The 14,528-nt window shown below is 61.5% G+C and carries 14 protein-coding genes and 1 tRNA gene; 12 read left to right on the top strand and 3 right to left on the bottom strand.

Going from position 1 to position 14,528, the window contains the following annotated elements; all coding sequences use genetic code 11:
- Window positions 1–46 precede the first annotated feature (46 nt).
- The 5 genes from MKZ87_RS13175 (at window position 47) to MKZ87_RS13195 (ending at window position 3,886) form a co-directional block, all read left to right on the top strand.
- A complete protein-coding gene (locus tag MKZ87_RS13175) occupies window positions 47–607 on the top strand; it encodes a YbhB/YbcL family Raf kinase inhibitor-like protein (protein WP_085697955.1) in 561 nt (186 codons plus the stop codon).
- 87 nt (window positions 608–694) lie between these two features.
- Window positions 695–2,386, top strand: a complete 1,692-nt coding sequence (locus MKZ87_RS13180) for a vWA domain-containing protein (RefSeq protein ID WP_266201064.1) — start codon at window positions 695–697, stop codon at window positions 2,384–2,386.
- Window positions 2,387–2,415: 29 nt separating this feature from the next.
- Complete coding sequence (locus tag MKZ87_RS13185) at window positions 2,416–2,997, top strand: RNA polymerase sigma factor (protein ID WP_266201167.1); 582 nt, start codon at window positions 2,416–2,418, stop codon at window positions 2,995–2,997.
- Entirely contained in the window at window positions 2,994–3,596 is a 603-nt protein-coding gene (locus MKZ87_RS13190) for a hypothetical protein (RefSeq protein ID WP_227234077.1), read from the top strand. The genes MKZ87_RS13185 and MKZ87_RS13190 overlap by 4 nt, the downstream gene beginning before the upstream one ends.
- Window positions 3,597–3,616: 20 nt before the next feature.
- On the top strand, window positions 3,617–3,886 hold the full coding sequence (locus MKZ87_RS13195) for a hypothetical protein (RefSeq protein ID WP_234206565.1): 270 nt from the start codon (window positions 3,617–3,619) through the stop codon (window positions 3,884–3,886).
- A gap of 69 nt (window positions 3,887–3,955) precedes the next feature.
- On the opposite strand, the gene MKZ87_RS13200 is transcribed toward MKZ87_RS13195, so the two are convergent.
- Window positions 3,956–4,032, bottom strand: a tRNA-Arg gene (locus MKZ87_RS13200).
- A 198-nt stretch (window positions 4,033–4,230) separates the two neighbouring features.
- Between MKZ87_RS13200 and MKZ87_RS13205 the strand changes: the two genes are divergently transcribed.
- The 6 genes from MKZ87_RS13205 (at window position 4,231) to MKZ87_RS13230 (ending at window position 9,935) form a co-directional block, all read left to right on the top strand.
- A complete protein-coding gene (locus tag MKZ87_RS13205; RefSeq protein ID WP_085684289.1) occupies window positions 4,231–4,458 on the top strand; it encodes a RebB family R body protein in 228 nt (75 codons plus the stop codon).
- Window positions 4,458–4,997, top strand: coding sequence for a hypothetical protein (locus MKZ87_RS13210; protein ID WP_085702786.1), 540 nt, complete (start codon window positions 4,458–4,460; stop codon window positions 4,995–4,997). Before MKZ87_RS13205 ends, MKZ87_RS13210 begins: the two co-directional genes overlap by 1 nt.
- Before the next feature lie 43 nt (window positions 4,998–5,040).
- Window positions 5,041–5,358 carry a RebB family R body protein gene (locus MKZ87_RS13215; protein WP_085697960.1) on the top strand — a complete coding sequence of 106 codons (318 nt, stop codon included), beginning with the start codon at window positions 5,041–5,043 and terminating at the stop codon, window positions 5,356–5,358.
- A gap of 317 nt (window positions 5,359–5,675) precedes the next feature.
- Window positions 5,676–7,118 carry an NADP-dependent succinate-semialdehyde dehydrogenase gene (gabD, locus tag MKZ87_RS13220; protein WP_085697961.1) on the top strand — a complete coding sequence of 481 codons (1,443 nt, stop codon included), beginning with the start codon at window positions 5,676–5,678 and terminating at the stop codon, window positions 7,116–7,118.
- 186 nt (window positions 7,119–7,304) lie between these two features.
- On the top strand, window positions 7,305–8,582 hold the full coding sequence (gene gabT, locus MKZ87_RS13225; RefSeq protein ID WP_085697962.1) for a 4-aminobutyrate--2-oxoglutarate transaminase: 1,278 nt from the start codon (window positions 7,305–7,307) through the stop codon (window positions 8,580–8,582).
- 141 nt (window positions 8,583–8,723) lie between these two features.
- The gene (locus MKZ87_RS13230) at window positions 8,724–9,935 is read left to right on the top strand and encodes a response regulator (RefSeq protein ID WP_234206225.1); all 1,212 of its coding nucleotides are present in this window, start codon (window positions 8,724–8,726) and stop codon (window positions 9,933–9,935) included.
- A 138-nt stretch (window positions 9,936–10,073) separates the two neighbouring features.
- Here MKZ87_RS13230 and MKZ87_RS13235 read toward each other — a convergent pair whose 3' ends face one another.
- Both MKZ87_RS13235 and desA read right to left on the bottom strand, forming a co-directional pair.
- Window positions 10,074–11,063, bottom strand: a complete 990-nt coding sequence (locus MKZ87_RS13235; protein ID WP_085697964.1) for a GGDEF domain-containing protein — start codon at window positions 11,061–11,063, stop codon at window positions 10,074–10,076.
- A gap of 145 nt (window positions 11,064–11,208) precedes the next feature.
- On the bottom strand, window positions 11,209–12,393 hold the full coding sequence (desA, locus tag MKZ87_RS13240; protein ID WP_085697965.1) for a delta-9 fatty acid desaturase DesA: 1,185 nt from the start codon (window positions 12,391–12,393) through the stop codon (window positions 11,209–11,211).
- A gap of 146 nt (window positions 12,394–12,539) precedes the next feature.
- Here desA and dibA point away from each other — a divergent pair, with 146 nt between their 5' ends.
- A complete protein-coding gene (dibA, locus tag MKZ87_RS13245) occupies window positions 12,540–14,459 on the top strand; it encodes a phosphodiesterase DibA (protein WP_266201065.1) in 1,920 nt (639 codons plus the stop codon).
- Window positions 14,460–14,528: the final 69 nt, after the last annotated feature.

Here is a 14,528-nt window from a genome sequence, read left to right on the forward strand (position 1 = left end):
TAGTTTGCAGGCCGACGAAGGCCCAACTGCACAAGGTGCTCCCGGAATGACCCGATTGACCTCTCTCAACCCTTGGCTGGCGGCCGTTGCCGTCGCCCTTTGCGTGCAGTTTCCGGCGCAGGCCCAGGAGCGTTTCACCCTCAGCATTCCCGGTGTGTCGGATAACCGTCTGTTCACCTCGGCGGCGGCCAGCGATGCGGCCGGCTGCGGCGGCAAGAACCAGTCACCGGCCCTGAGCTGGAACGCAGGCCCCAGCGGAACCCTGAGCTACGCGATCGTCATGCACGATCCGGACGGCCAGAAAGGCGCGGGCGTCGATCACTGGATTCACTACGGGATCAAGGCCACGACCCGGCAGATTCCGGCTGGCGTCGGCGCAAAATCAGCCCTTGAAGGCTTCGGTGGCACCAACAGCAAAGGCACCACCAGCTACATCGGCCCATGCCCACCGGTTGGCGACAGCGCGCACCACTACATCATTCAGATCTACGCCCTCGATCTGGCCCCGGACGCCTTGCCCGCCGGTCTGACCCGTGCCCAGCTGATGGAAAAAATCAAAGGCCACGTGCTGCGCAACAGCAGTGTGGTGCGGCGTTATCACCGCTGAAAATTTTTCGGTGAGGTTTAACCCGTACTGAAAGGGCTGCCCGTCTCAGGGGATGAATGGATCAATTCTTCCCCGAGGTCAGCCCCCATGTCCCTTCCTTCCACGCTTCTGCGCCCTCTTGCTGCCAGTGTGTTGCTGGTGGTTGCCGGTTGCGGCGTTTCCTCCAGCCCGGAAACCACCGTTGTGCCACCTCCGGCGCAGACCGAACTGAAATCATCCGCGCAGCCCGAAGCGATCATGGCCGACAGCTCGATGGCCAAGCGTAGTGCCCTGGCGGCGCCGATCGCCCGTTTTGCACCGATGCCGGCCGGTGAAAGTTATCCACAGGGCTATCGCGATGAACAGCGCGAGCAGTACGCCAATCTGGCTGACAACCCGATCCACAGCGTCGCCGAAACCCCGGTCTCGACCTTCAGTGCCGACGTCGACACCGGCGCCTACGCCAATGTGCGGCGGTTGCTCAATCAGGGTCGACTGCCGCCGGAGGGCGCGGTCCGGCTGGAAGAGATGGTCAATTACTTTCCCTACGACTACGCGCTGCCGAGCGATGGCTCGCCCTTTGGTGTGACCACCGAACTGGCTGCTTCACCGTGGAGTCCGCACACCCGCTTGCTGCGCATCGGCATCAAGGCGTCCGACCGCGCGGTGGCGGAACTGGCGCCAGCGAACCTGGTGTTTCTGGTGGATGTGTCCGGCTCGATGGACCGCCGCGAAGGCTTGCCGCTGGTCAAAAGCACCCTGAAATTGCTGGTCGATCAATTGCGCGAGCAGGATCGGGTGTCGCTGGTGGTGTATGCCGGCGAATCCAGAGTGGTGCTGGAGCCGACTTCCGGACGGGAAAAGGCGAAAATTCGCACAGCCATCGAGCAATTGACTGCCGGCGGCTCGACCGCCGGCGCTTCAGGCATTGAGCGGGCTTATCAGATGGCGCAGCAGGCGTTCATCCCCAAAGGCATCAACCGCATCCTGTTGGCCACCGACGGTGACTTCAATGTCGGCATCAGCGACTTCGACAGCCTGAAACAAATGGCTGTGGATAAACGCAAGACCGGAATTTCCCTGACCACCCTGGGTTTCGGTGTGGATAACTACAATGAGCACCTGATGGAACAACTGGCCGATGCCGGTGACGGCAACTACGCCTACATCGACAACCTGCGTGAAGCGCGCAAGGTGCTGGTGGATCAACTCGGTTCGACCCTCGCCGTGGTGGCGAAAAACGTCAAGTTGCAGGTCGAGTTCAACCCGGCGCAGGTCAGCGAATACCGGCTGCTCGGCTACGAAAATCGCGCGCTGAAGCGTGAGGATTTCAGCAACGACAAGGTCGATGCCGGCGAAGTCGGTGCAGGCCATACGGTGACGGCGTTGTATGAAATTGTCCCGACAGGCGAGAAGGGCTGGCTGGAGCCGCTGCGCTACGGAAAAAACGATGCAGTGGTTTCCGAGAAGAAAGGAGAATTGGCAATGCTGCGTGTGCGATATCAAAAGCCTGAGGGTGGGAAAAGTCTGCTGATCGAGCGGCCGATTGCCAGTCAGGTTGCGCCGGCCAGTGAGGACCTGCGTTTCGCCGCCGCCGTCGCCGCGTTTTCCCAGCAACTCAAGGACGGCCGCTACACCGGTGATTTCAGCCTCAAGGACACCGAAGCCCTGGCCCGAGGTGCCCGTGGCGATGACCGCTTCGGTCTGCGCAACGAGTTCGTGCAACTGGTGGAACTGGCGCAGAGCCTGCGTACGTCCACCGCCTCCATCGGAACGTCCACTGAGCGACGGATTGAATAGTGAGCCGCCTCAAAGGCTTCATCACACAGCTGTTCGCCTCCGCCGACAGCCTGAAGGCCAGCAGCGACGAATCGCTGCTGGCCCGTTATCGCGAGGGTGACAGCAAGGCGTTCGAGATCCTGTACGCCCGTCATCGCCAGAGCCTGTACCGGTTTCTGCTCGGGTTGAGCAGCAAACCGGAACTGGCTGACGAAGTGTTCCAGGAGACCTGGCTGAGCCTGATCCGCAGCACCAGTCAGCTATACGGCCGGGCGACCTTTCGTACGTGGTTGTTCCAGATTGCCCGCAATCGCCTGATCGATCACTGGCGCAAACACGGGGCCCGGCAACCGCTGCATGACAGTTACGACGAGCAAACCCACGCCATCAGCGACGACGCCTCCGATCCCGAACAGCTGCTCAACCTCAGCCGCGACAGCGAGCGCCTGGAAAGCGCCCTGCAAACCTTGCCCGCCGACCAGCGCGAAGTGTTCCTGCTGCGCGCCCACGGCGACCTCGACCTGGCGCAAATCGCCAGCCTCACCGAAACACCGCTGGAAACCGTCAAGAGCCGTTTGCGCTACGCCCAGCAAAAACTGCGTCGGCTGCTGGCCGAGGAGGTACTGACATGACGGACGCCCGCCCGACCCCCGAAGAGCAAGTGCTCAAGCACGTGCGTGAACAGCACAACGCCGAGCCGCCGGCGCATCTCGATGCGCTGATCCTCAACGCCGCCCGCCGTGAAACCCCGATGCCACGGCAGAGCCTGTGGCAACGCTGGCTCAAGGCCTGCCAGACACCGCGCTATCAGGTGGCTTTTGCCAGTCTGGTCGGCATCGCGCTGATGCTGTCGCTGGTGCAACGCACGCCGGAGCCCGTGGCTCAATACGATTTCGCCCCCGCCGCGAAACCGGCTGCGCCTGTGGCCCGCCAGGAGGCCCGATCATTGTCGGCGCCCGCCGGCGCGCTTTCTGCGCCAGCTCCCGCGCCAATGGCGGAAATGGCTGCACCGATGCAGAGCGAATCGATCAGCGCCGACACGGCGGACGAAGCCAAGGTCGGCAAGCGCGCCGCTGCCCCGGTCAACGGTCTCGACGAGCAGCTGCGTGAAGTCCTGCGCCTGCGCGAGTCCGGCCAGTCGCAAGCGGCCGACACCCTGTTCAACCACCTGCACAAGCGCTACCCGAACGTGAATCTCGACCTGCGACTGGAAAAAATCCGCAAGAACTGACCGTATCAGTCATCCGCCATTTGGCATTGACCCGCAAAAACGCGCACTATCGGGTCATTGCCGATGCGCTGGAGGATGCCGTGGCCCAAAAAATCGACCGCATCGCCCAAATGCTCAACTGCCCGGTGAAGGGTGAGGAACTGCGGCGGGCAGTGACGGAGAGTCGCAAGGAGTTTCTTCTGGCCAAACAGGCCGAAGAGGATCTGCAAGAAGACGTTCTCGATGATGAGTTGATCGAGGACGAAGAAGACGATGATGAATATGACGAGTTTGACTGGACGACGGAGTGAGTCGCCGTAGTCGGCAGGCACAAAAAAGCCCCGGACCATCACAGTCCGGGGCTTTCTCGTTTAAATCAATGGCGCACCAGGCGGGATTCGAACCCACGACCCCTGCCTTCGGAGGGCAGTACTCTATCCAGCTGAGCTACTGGTGCAGCGGGCGACATCATACCTAGGTCGGCTCGGGGCGTCCATGCCGGTTTTTGCCGGGTCATTGTCAGTGTTTGTGTCGGTGCAGGGCGCATTCCAAAAGGCTGTAACGTCCTGCAAAACGCTCTCGTGGCAGTTTGGCGCAGCTGTTCTATTGTTTTCCTGCGGCGGGTTCCTCGATCGCCTTATTCAGGGAGAAAAGCATGAGCGTCGTCAATCCTCAAATCACCGACTCTGTCACCCAATCGACCGTGCAGGTCGTCGGTTCTGCACCGGCCACGGCCATTGCTACGCTGACTCAGGTCAGCAGTCATGCGGTCAGTCTGGCGTTGCAGAACGCGGTCAGTCATCAGCAGGCGCTGAACATTATCGGCAACGCCACCGTGGCGGCGGCCGTGCAGCAGATTCTGGCGGTGGGAGGGCGATCCTGATGGCCAGGGAAAAGGCGCAGACCGACGATGCGCAACAGCCGGCCGTTGATCCGGCCACCGCTGCGGCTTCATTGCTCGAATCACTCAACGAGCATCTGCTTCAGCAATCGGCTGAGGGCGTGGGTGCCGACGCCTTGAACCGACAGATCGTCGAAGCGGTGAACCTGCTCAACACTCAGTTGGCGGCCAATGCGCCCGCACTGGCGTCGCTGGGTTCGGAGCTGCTGATTCGTCAGGCCAGCGGATTGGTGGCGCAGTCGGCGGCGAGCTACTTCGATGGTGTCACCAAGCTCGCTCTGGCTTCTCAAGGTGTGCTGCTGCGCAAGATGACCGAGAGCATCATCAAGGATGACCTCGACGCCGCCACCGAAAGTGCGCTCGGCGCGTTGAATACCCATCTGCTGGTAGGCGGAGCTGCGGCGGTGGCCGCGGCGAGCGGGGTGCTGGACGCCGACGGAGTGGACCAGGCACTTGAGCGAATCAATCAGAGCATTGCCCAGTTCAGCGCCAGCCAGCCTGAGCGGTCGTCCGGCGCCTGAGCAATATTTGCAACACCCACTGTCCCTTGAAAGGAGTCGGAACATGGCAACCGTGAATGATCAGATTACCGATGCAGTCACCCAGACCAGCGTCAAGGTTGTGGCCGAAGCGCCGGCCATGGCGATGGGCAGTATTTACCAGAGCCTGGCGCACTCGACCGGCATCCTGTTCGAGAACGCCGTCAGTGCCCAGCAGCAACAGAACACCCTGGCGCAAGCGGCGACCAATCAGGGCGTGATGCAGATTTACAGCGTTGATACCACAGCCGGCGCCGCGGCCACGGAGAAAGTCGCGCAGACGGGGGTGGCTGACAACCTGACCAGTCTGTTGACGGTGCTCAAATCGTTTCAGGATAAGTAGTCACCATCCTCTGTTCCCTGCCGTTCGACGGTGGCAGGGAACAGAGGCACTTGTACGTTGATCTGAAATGTTCAGCAATTGCGGCGTTTTTGTTCTTTTTTTCGAACGCCCTATTGTCCTTCAACCCCTTTGAACCTAGGATTCGTTTGAGATTTCAAACGCTCCTTATCCAGGTGCTGAGTCGCACGTCTTTTGAGTCGTGCGCTGTTCATGTGCCAGCCCGGTAAATGATTTCCCTGACGGCAGCCTTGCGAGGCGCCTTTCTACAATCATAATTTTGCTCCGCGCCTTGCGCGGTGCTGTTAAGGAAAGCCGACATGCAGCTTAAAGACACCCAGTTGTTCCGCCAGCAAGCCTTCATCGATGGCGCATGGGTCGACGCGGACAACGGTCAGACGATCAAGGTCAACAACCCGGCCACCGGCGAAATTCTGGGCACCGTGCCGAAAATGGGCGCTGCCGAAACCCGCCGTGCCATCGAAGCCGCCGACAAGGCGCTGCCGGCCTGGCGTGCACTGACCGCCAAGGAGCGCGCAGGCAAACTGCGTCGCTGGTTCGAACTGATGATCGAGAACCAGGACGACCTCGCTCGCCTGATGACCCTCGAACAAGGCAAACCACTGGCCGAAGCCAAGGGCGAAATCGTTTACGCCGCTTCGTTCATCGAGTGGTTCGCCGAAGAAGCCAAACGCATCTACGGTGACGTGATTCCGGGCCACCAGCCGGACAAGCGCCTGATCGTGATCAAGCAGCCGATCGGCGTGACCGCCGCCATCACCCCGTGGAACTTCCCGGCGGCGATGATCACCCGTAAAGCCGGTCCTGCGCTGGCCGCCGGTTGCACCATGGTGCTCAAGCCTGCTTCGCAAACGCCGTTCTCCGCCTTCGCCCTGGCTGAACTGGCCCAGCGCGCCGGCATCCCTAAAGGTGTGTTCAGCGTCGTGTCCGGCAGTGCCGGCGACATCGGCAGCGAGCTGACCAGCAACCCGATCGTGCGCAAACTGTCCTTCACCGGCTCGACCGAAATCGGCCGTCAGCTGATGTCGGAATGCGCCAAGGACATCAAGAAAGTCTCCCTGGAACTGGGCGGCAACGCGCCATTCATCGTGTTCGACGACGCGGACCTGGATAAGGCCGTCGAAGGCGCGATCATTTCCAAGTACCGCAACAACGGCCAGACCTGTGTTTGCGCCAACCGTCTGTACATTCAGGATTCGGTCTACGACGCATTCGCCGAGAAGCTGAAAGTGGCAGTCGCCAAGCTGAAGATCGGCAACGGTCTGGAAGAAGGCACTACCACTGGCCCGCTGATTGACGAGAAAGCCGTGGCCAAGGTGCAAGAGCACATCGCTGACGCCGTGGGCAAAGGCGCAACTGTGCTGGCCGGTGGCAAACCGATGGAAGGCAACTTCTTCGAGCCGACCATCCTGACCAACGTGCCAAAAGACGCAGCTGTCGCCAAGGAAGAAACCTTCGGTCCGCTGGCGCCTCTGTTCCGCTTCAAAGACGAAGCCGACGTGATCGCGATGTCGAACGATACCGAGTTCGGTCTGGCCTCGTACTTCTACGCTCGCGACCTGGGCCGTGTGTTCCGTGTGGCTGAAGCCCTGGAATACGGCATGGTCGGCGTCAACACCGGGCTGATCTCCAACGAAGTGGCGCCGTTCGGCGGCATCAAGGCCTCGGGCCTGGGCCGTGAAGGCTCCAAGTACGGCATCGAAGATTACCTGGAAATCAAATACCTCTGCCTGGGCATCTAAGCCTCGGTAGAAGATCGCTGTAAACGCAAAGGGCACGAGAGCGCTGTCCCTTTGCGTCGTTTCAAACCGGAATTTTCTCTGCGGCCGGGAACGCCGTGGCAGTCGATCATCGCATGCTGCCACCGCCGATTCCTCCCGCTTAATCCTTGAACCACGCCGCCCGATGAGCGGCGAATGAGGACTGTAATGAGCAAGACTAACGCTGATTTGATGGCCCGCCGTACCGCTGCTGTTCCACGTGGTGTTGGCCAGATTCACCCGATCTTCGCCGAGTCCGCGAAGAACGCGACCGTGACCGACGTTGAGGGTCGTGAATTCATCGACTTCGCCGGTGGTATCGCCGTACTGAACACCGGCCACGTGCACCCGAAAATCATCGCCGCCGTGACCGAGCAGCTGAACAAGCTGACCCACACCTGCTTCCAGGTGTTGGCCTACGAGCCGTACGTCGAGCTGTGCGAGAAAATCAACGCTCGCGTACCAGGCGACTTCGCCAAGAAAACCCTGCTGGTGACCACCGGCTCCGAAGCCGTTGAAAACGCCGTGAAGATCGCCCGTGCCGCCACTGGCCGCGCTGGCGTGATCGCCTTCACCGGCGCTTACCACGGTCGCACCATGATGACCCTGGGCCTGACCGGTAAAGTCGTGCCTTACTCGGCCGGCATGGGCCTGATGCCAGGCGGCATCTTCCGCGCGCTGTACCCGAACGAACTGCACGGCGTGAGCATCGACGACTCGATCGCTTCCATCGAGCGCATCTTCAAGAACGACGCCGAGCCGAAAGACATCGCCGCGATCATCATCGAGCCTGTGCAGGGTGAAGGTGGTTTCTACGTCGCACCGAAAGAATTCATGAAGCGTCTGCGTGCCCTGTGCGACCAGCACGGCATCCTGCTGATCGCTGACGAAGTGCAGACCGGCGCTGGCCGTACCGGCACTTTCTTCGCCATGGAACAGATGGGCGTTGCTGCCGACCTGACCACTTTCGCCAAATCCATCGCCGGCGGCTTCCCGCTGGCCGGTGTGTGCGGCAAGGCCGAATACATGGACGCCATCGCACCAGGCGGCCTGGGCGGCACCTACGCCGGTAGCCCGATCGCTTGCGCCGCGGCCCTGGCCGTGATGGAAGTGTTCGAAGAAGAAAAACTGCTGGACCGCTGCAAGGCTGTCGGCGAGCGTCTGGTCACCGGCCTGAAGGCCATCCAGGCCAAGTACCCGGTGATCGGCGAAGTCCGTGCCCTAGGTGCCATGATCGCAGTCGAGCTGTTCGAAAACGGCGACAGCCACAAGCCAAACCCGACCGCTGTCGCGGCTGTCGTGGCCAAGGCGCGTGAAAAGGGCCTGATCCTGCTGTCCTGCGGCACCTACGGCAACGTTCTGCGCGTCCTGGTACCGCTGACTTCGCCGGACGAGCAACTGGACAAAGGCCTGGCGATCATCGAAGAGTGCTTCTCGGAGCTGTAATCCGTAGCACCGTGTGATCGGATCGACAAAAAACCCGCTTCGGCGGGTTTTTTCATGCCCGGAGAAACACTTGCGCGGTTTTCAGGTTGTACCGAAACGCAAGCATTGGCTAAGGTTCAAGCATTGCAAGGGAGGGCGAGCATGACTGCCGTCGATTTACCCGCTGTACCCCGGGTGCTGATTGCCGAGGCCGATCCCTGGTCGCGTGATCTGCTCAAACAAGTGCTGCTGAATGTGCGCTGCGATGCGCGGCTGGACCTGTGCGCCGATGGCCAGGAGGCGATGTCGCTGCTCAGCGAAGTCCCGTATGACCTGGCGATCGTCGACTGGGAATTGCCCGGCGTCGATGGCTTGAGCGTGTTGCGCAGTGTCCGCCAGCGCAAACGCAACCCGCCGCTGCCGTTCATTTTGATGAGCAGCCGCAACGACAGCGCCAGCGTGCGCGAAGCCCTGCCGATGGCGCCGACCGCCTACCTGGCCAAACCCCTGAACATGGAAAGCCTGACCGAGCGTTTGCAGGGACTGCTGCTGAACGCCGGCGAGGAAGTGTTCTGTGAAGTACCTGCACTGGCGCCGGGCATGACCCTCTCGGTATTCCTCGAACGTCGCCGCGAACAGGCCGATGGCGCACCGCTGATGACCGACGTGCAGGTGGCAGTCAAACGCAGCCTCAATCCCGTTGGCCTGGACCTGAAGCTGCTTGAAGAGGAAATCCGCACCGATCCGCAGATCACCGCCGTGTTGATTGCCGCCGCCAACAGCGCCGCCCAGCACCATGGCGCGCCGGTGCAGACCTTGGCGCAGGCGCTGCATCGCCTGGGCACCGGGCAGAGCATGAACCTGATCCTTGGCCTTGCACTCAAGCGCAGCGCCCGACTCAGCGATCCGTGTCTGGCCGATTACGCCGAGCGCTATTGGGGCCTGTCGCTGCACACCGCCGAGTACGCCCGCACGCTGGCGCGGTTGCTCGATCTGGATCAGGAACGCTGCTATTGCGCCGGGATGCTCCATCGCCTCGGCGACCTGGCACTGCTGCGTTGTCTGCAGGAATGGAAGCAGGCCGGCGGCGAGCTGGATGAACTGGAGGAAGTCGGCGATGCGCTGGCGGAATTCGGCGCAGCGTATGGCTCGGCGTTACGCACGCGCTGGCGCTTGCCGCTGGAGTTGCGCGAGCTGATTGCCGCGGTCTACCAGCTCGGTGGCGGGGTGTACTCCCGCGAGGCGCTGGTGATGAACATGGCGGCGCAAATGGCGCGGCTGACCGAGCATGAAGGCGTTGAGGAGCTGGCGAAGAGCCGCACGGCGCGCTTGCTCAAGATCGGCTTGCCGGAGCTGATGCGGATGCGTAAATAACCGCGCGCACTACGAATCCCTGTGGGAGCGAGCTTGCTCGCGAAAGCGGTATGCCAGTCAGCGCTATGTTGACTGACAAGACGCCTTCGCGAGCAAGCTAGCTCCAACAGTAGTCTTGTGTTGGGCTGAGGTCTTGAATCAGGCGGAAATGATCCGGTTCTTGCCCTGCCGTTTGGCTTCGTACATCGCTGCGTCCGCGCGGGCGAACAGGGTGTCGAGGCTTTCGTCATCCGGGGTGAGGCTGGTCAGGCCCTGGCTGACGGTGATGCCGAACGTCTGATCACCGTGGTTGAAACTCAGCCGCTGAATTTCCCGTTGCAGCCGTTCGGCCACCTGCATCGCCATGTCTGGCGCACAGCCCGGGAACACCGCAGCAAATTCTTCACCGCCAATCCGCCCGAACAGGTCGCCCCGGCGTAACGATGCTCGCCCGCATTCGGCGATCCGTTGCAATACGTTGTCGCCTTCCGGGTGGCCGTAGGTGTCGTTGATCACCTTGAAGTCATCAATGTCCAGCAGCAGAAACGCCAGTGGCACGCCTTGCAGGCGGGCGTCTTCGAACTCGCGGTGGGCGCATTCGAAGAAGTGCCGGCGATTGCTGCTCTGGGTCAGCACGTCGGTGGTGGCCAGGCGTTGCAGCTCGGTTTCCATCTGCTTCTTGTCAGTGATGTCTTCGGCGATGCCGACGATGATCACCGGTTGCCCTGGTTCGTCCTGACGGTTGATGAAGCACTTGTCGCTGATCCAGCGCACTTGGCCGTCGGCGGCGATGATCCGGTATTCGCGGTCTTCCACGGCGCCTTTGTGCAGCACTTCGGCGAGGCTGCGTTCGGCGTATTCCAGATCGTCCGGGTAGATGCTGTCGCGCCACTGGTTGTAGTCGGCCAACAGCAGGGCGGCGGAGCGACCGAATATCCGTTCATAGGCGGGGCTGACATACAGCACCTGACGGGTTTCCCAGTTGAAGGCCCAAAGCACGGCGTTGACGCTGACCAGCAGCGAGCTGAACAGTTGCTCGCGTTCGCTCAGCCGGGCGACTTCGCCCTGAGCGTGCATCAATGCCATCAGGGTTTGCGCGGCCTCGGGCCACTGGGGAGGGGATGAGTCTTTCTGATTGTTGTTGACCATCGACACGAATCTCAAAGGGCGTGCCGGGAAGTCGACAACGGCCACGGGAAAGCCCGCCGGGGGTGGCGAAGTGTCTTTGAGATAGGGGATCGGGGGTGAAGTTCCGAAGGGTGCGCCCGGGAATCGGGCGCACCGATCAACGGCATCAGGCGGTGGCAGGGCGCAGCGAGTAGGTTTTCAGCTGGTCGGCGAATTCACGCAGGGACTGGATGCCACTGGCCTCCGCCTCGTGTACCCATTCCTTGATGGCAGCGAGCATGTCGTGGCCATTTGCGCTGGTCTTGACCCAGATCTGCTGCAGGGCCAGGCGTTTCTCGTAGATTACCTTCAGCGCCTGGCTGTGCTCGAACATGTTCTGGATGCGCACGTGGTGGCGATCTTCCAGCAGGCTGGTTTCCCGCGACAACAGGCGTTTGGCCCGGTGGAACTGGTGGCGTACCGAATGATCGACCTTGGCCAGCTCCTGCTTCACCAGCGGCCCGATCACCAGCTTGCGGTACTGGGCCATGATCTGGAAGCGGTTGTTGAGGATCGCCATGGCGGTGTCCATGTCCAGGCTGCCCTTGCCTTCGACGCGGTGGGCGATCGGGGCGACCCGTTGCACCTTGGCCAGACGCAGGAAGCTGAAGACCTGGATCCAGGCCCAGCCGAGGTCGAACTCCCACTTCCTGACCGACAGCTTGGCCGAGTTGGGATAGGTGTGATGGTTGTTGTGCAGTTCTTCGCCGCCGATCAGGATGCCCCATGGCACCAGATTGGTCGCCGCGTCGCGGCATTCGAAGTTGCGGTAGCCGACGGCATGGCCCAGACCGTTGACCACACCGGCCGCCCAGACCGGGATCCACATCATCTGGATCGCCCAGATGGTGATGCCGATGGTGCCGAACAGCAGCAGGTCGACGACGGCCATGATCGCCACGCCCAGCAGCCGGTAGCGGCTGTAGAGGTTGCGCTCGATCCAGTCTTCGGGGCAGTTCTTGCCGTATATGCGCAGGGTTTCCGGGTTCTGCGCTTCTTCGCGGTACAGCTCGGCACCTTTGCGCAGGACGGTGGACAGACCCTTGACGACCGGACTGTGCGGGTCGTCTTCGGTTTCGCATTTGGCGTGGTGTTTGCGGTGGATGGCGGTCCACTCGCGGGTGTTCTGCGCGGTGGTCAGCCACAGCCAGAAACGGAAGAAATGCTTCAGGCCGGCATTCAGCTCCAGGGAGCGATGGGCCGAGTAGCGGTGCAAGTAGACCGTGACGGCAACGATCGTCACGTGGGTCATCACCAGGGTGACGGCGACCAGTGACCAGGCCGACAAGCCAAGAAAACCTTCGTACCACATAGGCTATAGGGCCCTCGATAAAGAAAAAACAGCCGTTGCATTATCACCAAGCACACAGATAAAACCAGTCGCCCTTTCAGATAAGAGATGGCTGGATGTTTCTTGACTTATAATCCCGACAATTTTGTAGGGACATGGACGGCCGAATGTCTGCCACTTACCGCGATGCCTTGCGTGCAGCGCTGCTTTATCTGGTCCTTGCGGTTGTGTGGCTGCAAGGCACTGGCTATTTATTGAACAGTTTCTTCGATAACTCAGACGAACTGCTGCGCTGGCAACTGATCAACGGCTACGTGTTCGTAGCGCTCAGCGCCGGGTTGATCTTCCTGGCCCGTGCGCGGCTGTTCGAATGCCTGGGCATCGGTGCCCGACTGCGTGAACGCCAGGCGGATCGCGAACGCCTGCGTCAGGCTGCTGCAGTATTCGATTGCACCCGCGAAGGCGTGCTGGTCACGGACCGACAGGGGCTGATCGTCCACGTCAATCGCGCCTTCATGGAAATCACCGGCTATCAACGCGAGGAAGTCATTGGCCAGCAGCCCAGCCTGTTCAAGTCCGGGCACCATCCTCCGGGGTTCTATCAGGCGATGTTCGCCACCTTGCAGACGAAGGACGAGTGGAGCGGCGAAATCTGGAACCGGCGCAAGAGCGGCGAGATTTATCCACAGTGGCAAACCATTCGGGTGATCCGCGACGAGGACGATCGGCTCAGCCATTACGTCGCGGTGTTTTCCGACATCAGTGCCATCAAGGATTCCGAGCACGAGCTCAAGCACCTGGCCCATCACGATCCGCTGACCGACCTGCCCAATCGCCTGCTGTTCAGCGACCGTGCCGAACAGGCGCTGGCATCGGCGCAGACCCACAAGCGCGGTTGCGCGTTGCTGATGATCGACCTGGACCATTTCAAACTGATCAACGACAGCCTCGGCCACACCATCGGTGACCGTTTGCTCAAGGCGGTCGCCGTGCGTTTGCAGGCGTTGTTCGGGACGGGCATCACCCTGGCGCGGCTGGGTGGCGACGAGTTCGCAGTCCTGCTGGAAAGTTGTCCACAGCCGGCGCAGGCGGCGGCGCTGGCCCAACGCATTCTCGATGCGCTCAAGGAGCCGTTCTGCCTCGATGGCCATGAGCTGTTCATCAATGCCAGCCTCGGCATCAGTCTGTTTCCCAGCGATGCATTGAGCGCCGAGCAGCTGTTGCGCAACGCCGATGCGGCGCTGTTCAAAGCCAAGAGCAGTGGCCGCAATGGCTACGCACTGTATACCGAAGAGCTCACGGCTCACGCCCAGCAACGGGTCGAAATCGCCTTTGAACTGCGCCGCGCGCTGGAGCAGCAGGAGCTGCGGGTCTACTACCAACCGGTACACGACCTGAAAACCAGTCGCCTGATCGGCGTCGAGGCCCTGGTGCGCTGGGAACATCCGCAACGTGGCCTGGTGTCCCCGGCGGAGTTCATCCCGATTGCCGAGCGCACCGGGCTGATCTCGGAAATCGACGCCTGGGTCATGCAGCAGGCCTGCCGGCAGATGTGCCAATGGCAGCAGGCGGGAGTCGTGCTGTCGTTTGTCGCGGTGAACGTGTCATCACGCTTGTTCGCCCGCCGCGAGTTGTACGAGCAGGTTGCGCAGGTGCTGCACGACACGGGCCTGGATCCGGCCTACCTGGAGCTGGAAGTTACCGAAAGCGCGGTGATGGACGATCCGGAAGTCGCGCTGGAACAGATGCATCGTCTGCGCGAGCTGGGCATTCGTCTGGCCATCGATGACTTCGGCACCGGTTATTCGTCGTTGCTGCGGCTCAAGCGCCTGCCGGTGCAGAAGCTCAAGATCGATCAGGGTTTTGTCGCCGGCCTGCCGTGGGACGAGGACGACGCAGCGATCGTCCGCGTGATCATTGCCCTGGCCCGCAGCATGGGGATGCAGGTGCATGCCGAGGGCATCGAGCAGGCGGAACAGGCGGCGTTCCTGTTGGGCCAGGCTTGTGATCTGGGGCAAGGCTATTGGTTCGGGCGGCCGGTCCCGGAAGCGCAAATCGACTGGAACCGCGCGCCTATGATCGGTTGATGGCGGCGTACGGCGGGTTTGCCGGCGGGCGAATCCGCCGCAAACCCTTGCTGCATCACATAATGTTTT

The sequence above is a fragment of the Pseudomonas sp. MCal1 genome (assembly GCF_026341415.1).
Classification (GTDB): Bacteria; Pseudomonadota; Gammaproteobacteria; order Pseudomonadales; family Pseudomonadaceae; genus Aquipseudomonas.

What these genes read in the sequence shown, in the direction of transcription:
- MKZ87_RS13175 (WP_085697955.1), top strand. Translation starts at nt 47, where the DNA reads ATGACCCGATTGACCTCTCTCAACCCTTGGCTGGCGGCCGTTGCCGTC.
- MKZ87_RS13180 (WP_266201064.1), top strand. Translation starts at nt 695, where the DNA reads ATGTCCCTTCCTTCCACGCTTCTGCGCCCTCTTGCTGCCAGTGTGTTG.
- MKZ87_RS13190 (WP_227234077.1), top strand. Translation starts at nt 2,994, where the DNA reads ATGACGGACGCCCGCCCGACCCCCGAAGAGCAAGTGCTCAAGCACGTG.
- MKZ87_RS13205 (WP_085684289.1), top strand. Translation starts at nt 4,231, where the DNA reads ATGAGCGTCGTCAATCCTCAAATCACCGACTCTGTCACCCAATCGACC.
- MKZ87_RS13210 (WP_085702786.1), top strand. Translation starts at nt 4,458, where the DNA reads ATGGCCAGGGAAAAGGCGCAGACCGACGATGCGCAACAGCCGGCCGTT.
- MKZ87_RS13215 (WP_085697960.1), top strand. Translation starts at nt 5,041, where the DNA reads ATGGCAACCGTGAATGATCAGATTACCGATGCAGTCACCCAGACCAGC.
- gabD (WP_085697961.1), top strand. Translation starts at nt 5,676, where the DNA reads ATGCAGCTTAAAGACACCCAGTTGTTCCGCCAGCAAGCCTTCATCGAT.
- gabT (WP_085697962.1), top strand. Translation starts at nt 7,305, where the DNA reads ATGAGCAAGACTAACGCTGATTTGATGGCCCGCCGTACCGCTGCTGTT.
- MKZ87_RS13230 (WP_234206225.1), top strand. Translation starts at nt 8,724, where the DNA reads ATGACTGCCGTCGATTTACCCGCTGTACCCCGGGTGCTGATTGCCGAG.
- MKZ87_RS13235 (WP_085697964.1), bottom strand. Translation starts at nt 11,063, where the DNA reads ATGGTCAACAACAATCAGAAAGACTCATCCCCTCCCCAGTGGCCCGAG.
- desA (WP_085697965.1), bottom strand. Translation starts at nt 12,393, where the DNA reads ATGTGGTACGAAGGTTTTCTTGGCTTGTCGGCCTGGTCACTGGTCGCC.
- dibA (WP_266201065.1), top strand. Translation starts at nt 12,540, where the DNA reads ATGTCTGCCACTTACCGCGATGCCTTGCGTGCAGCGCTGCTTTATCTG.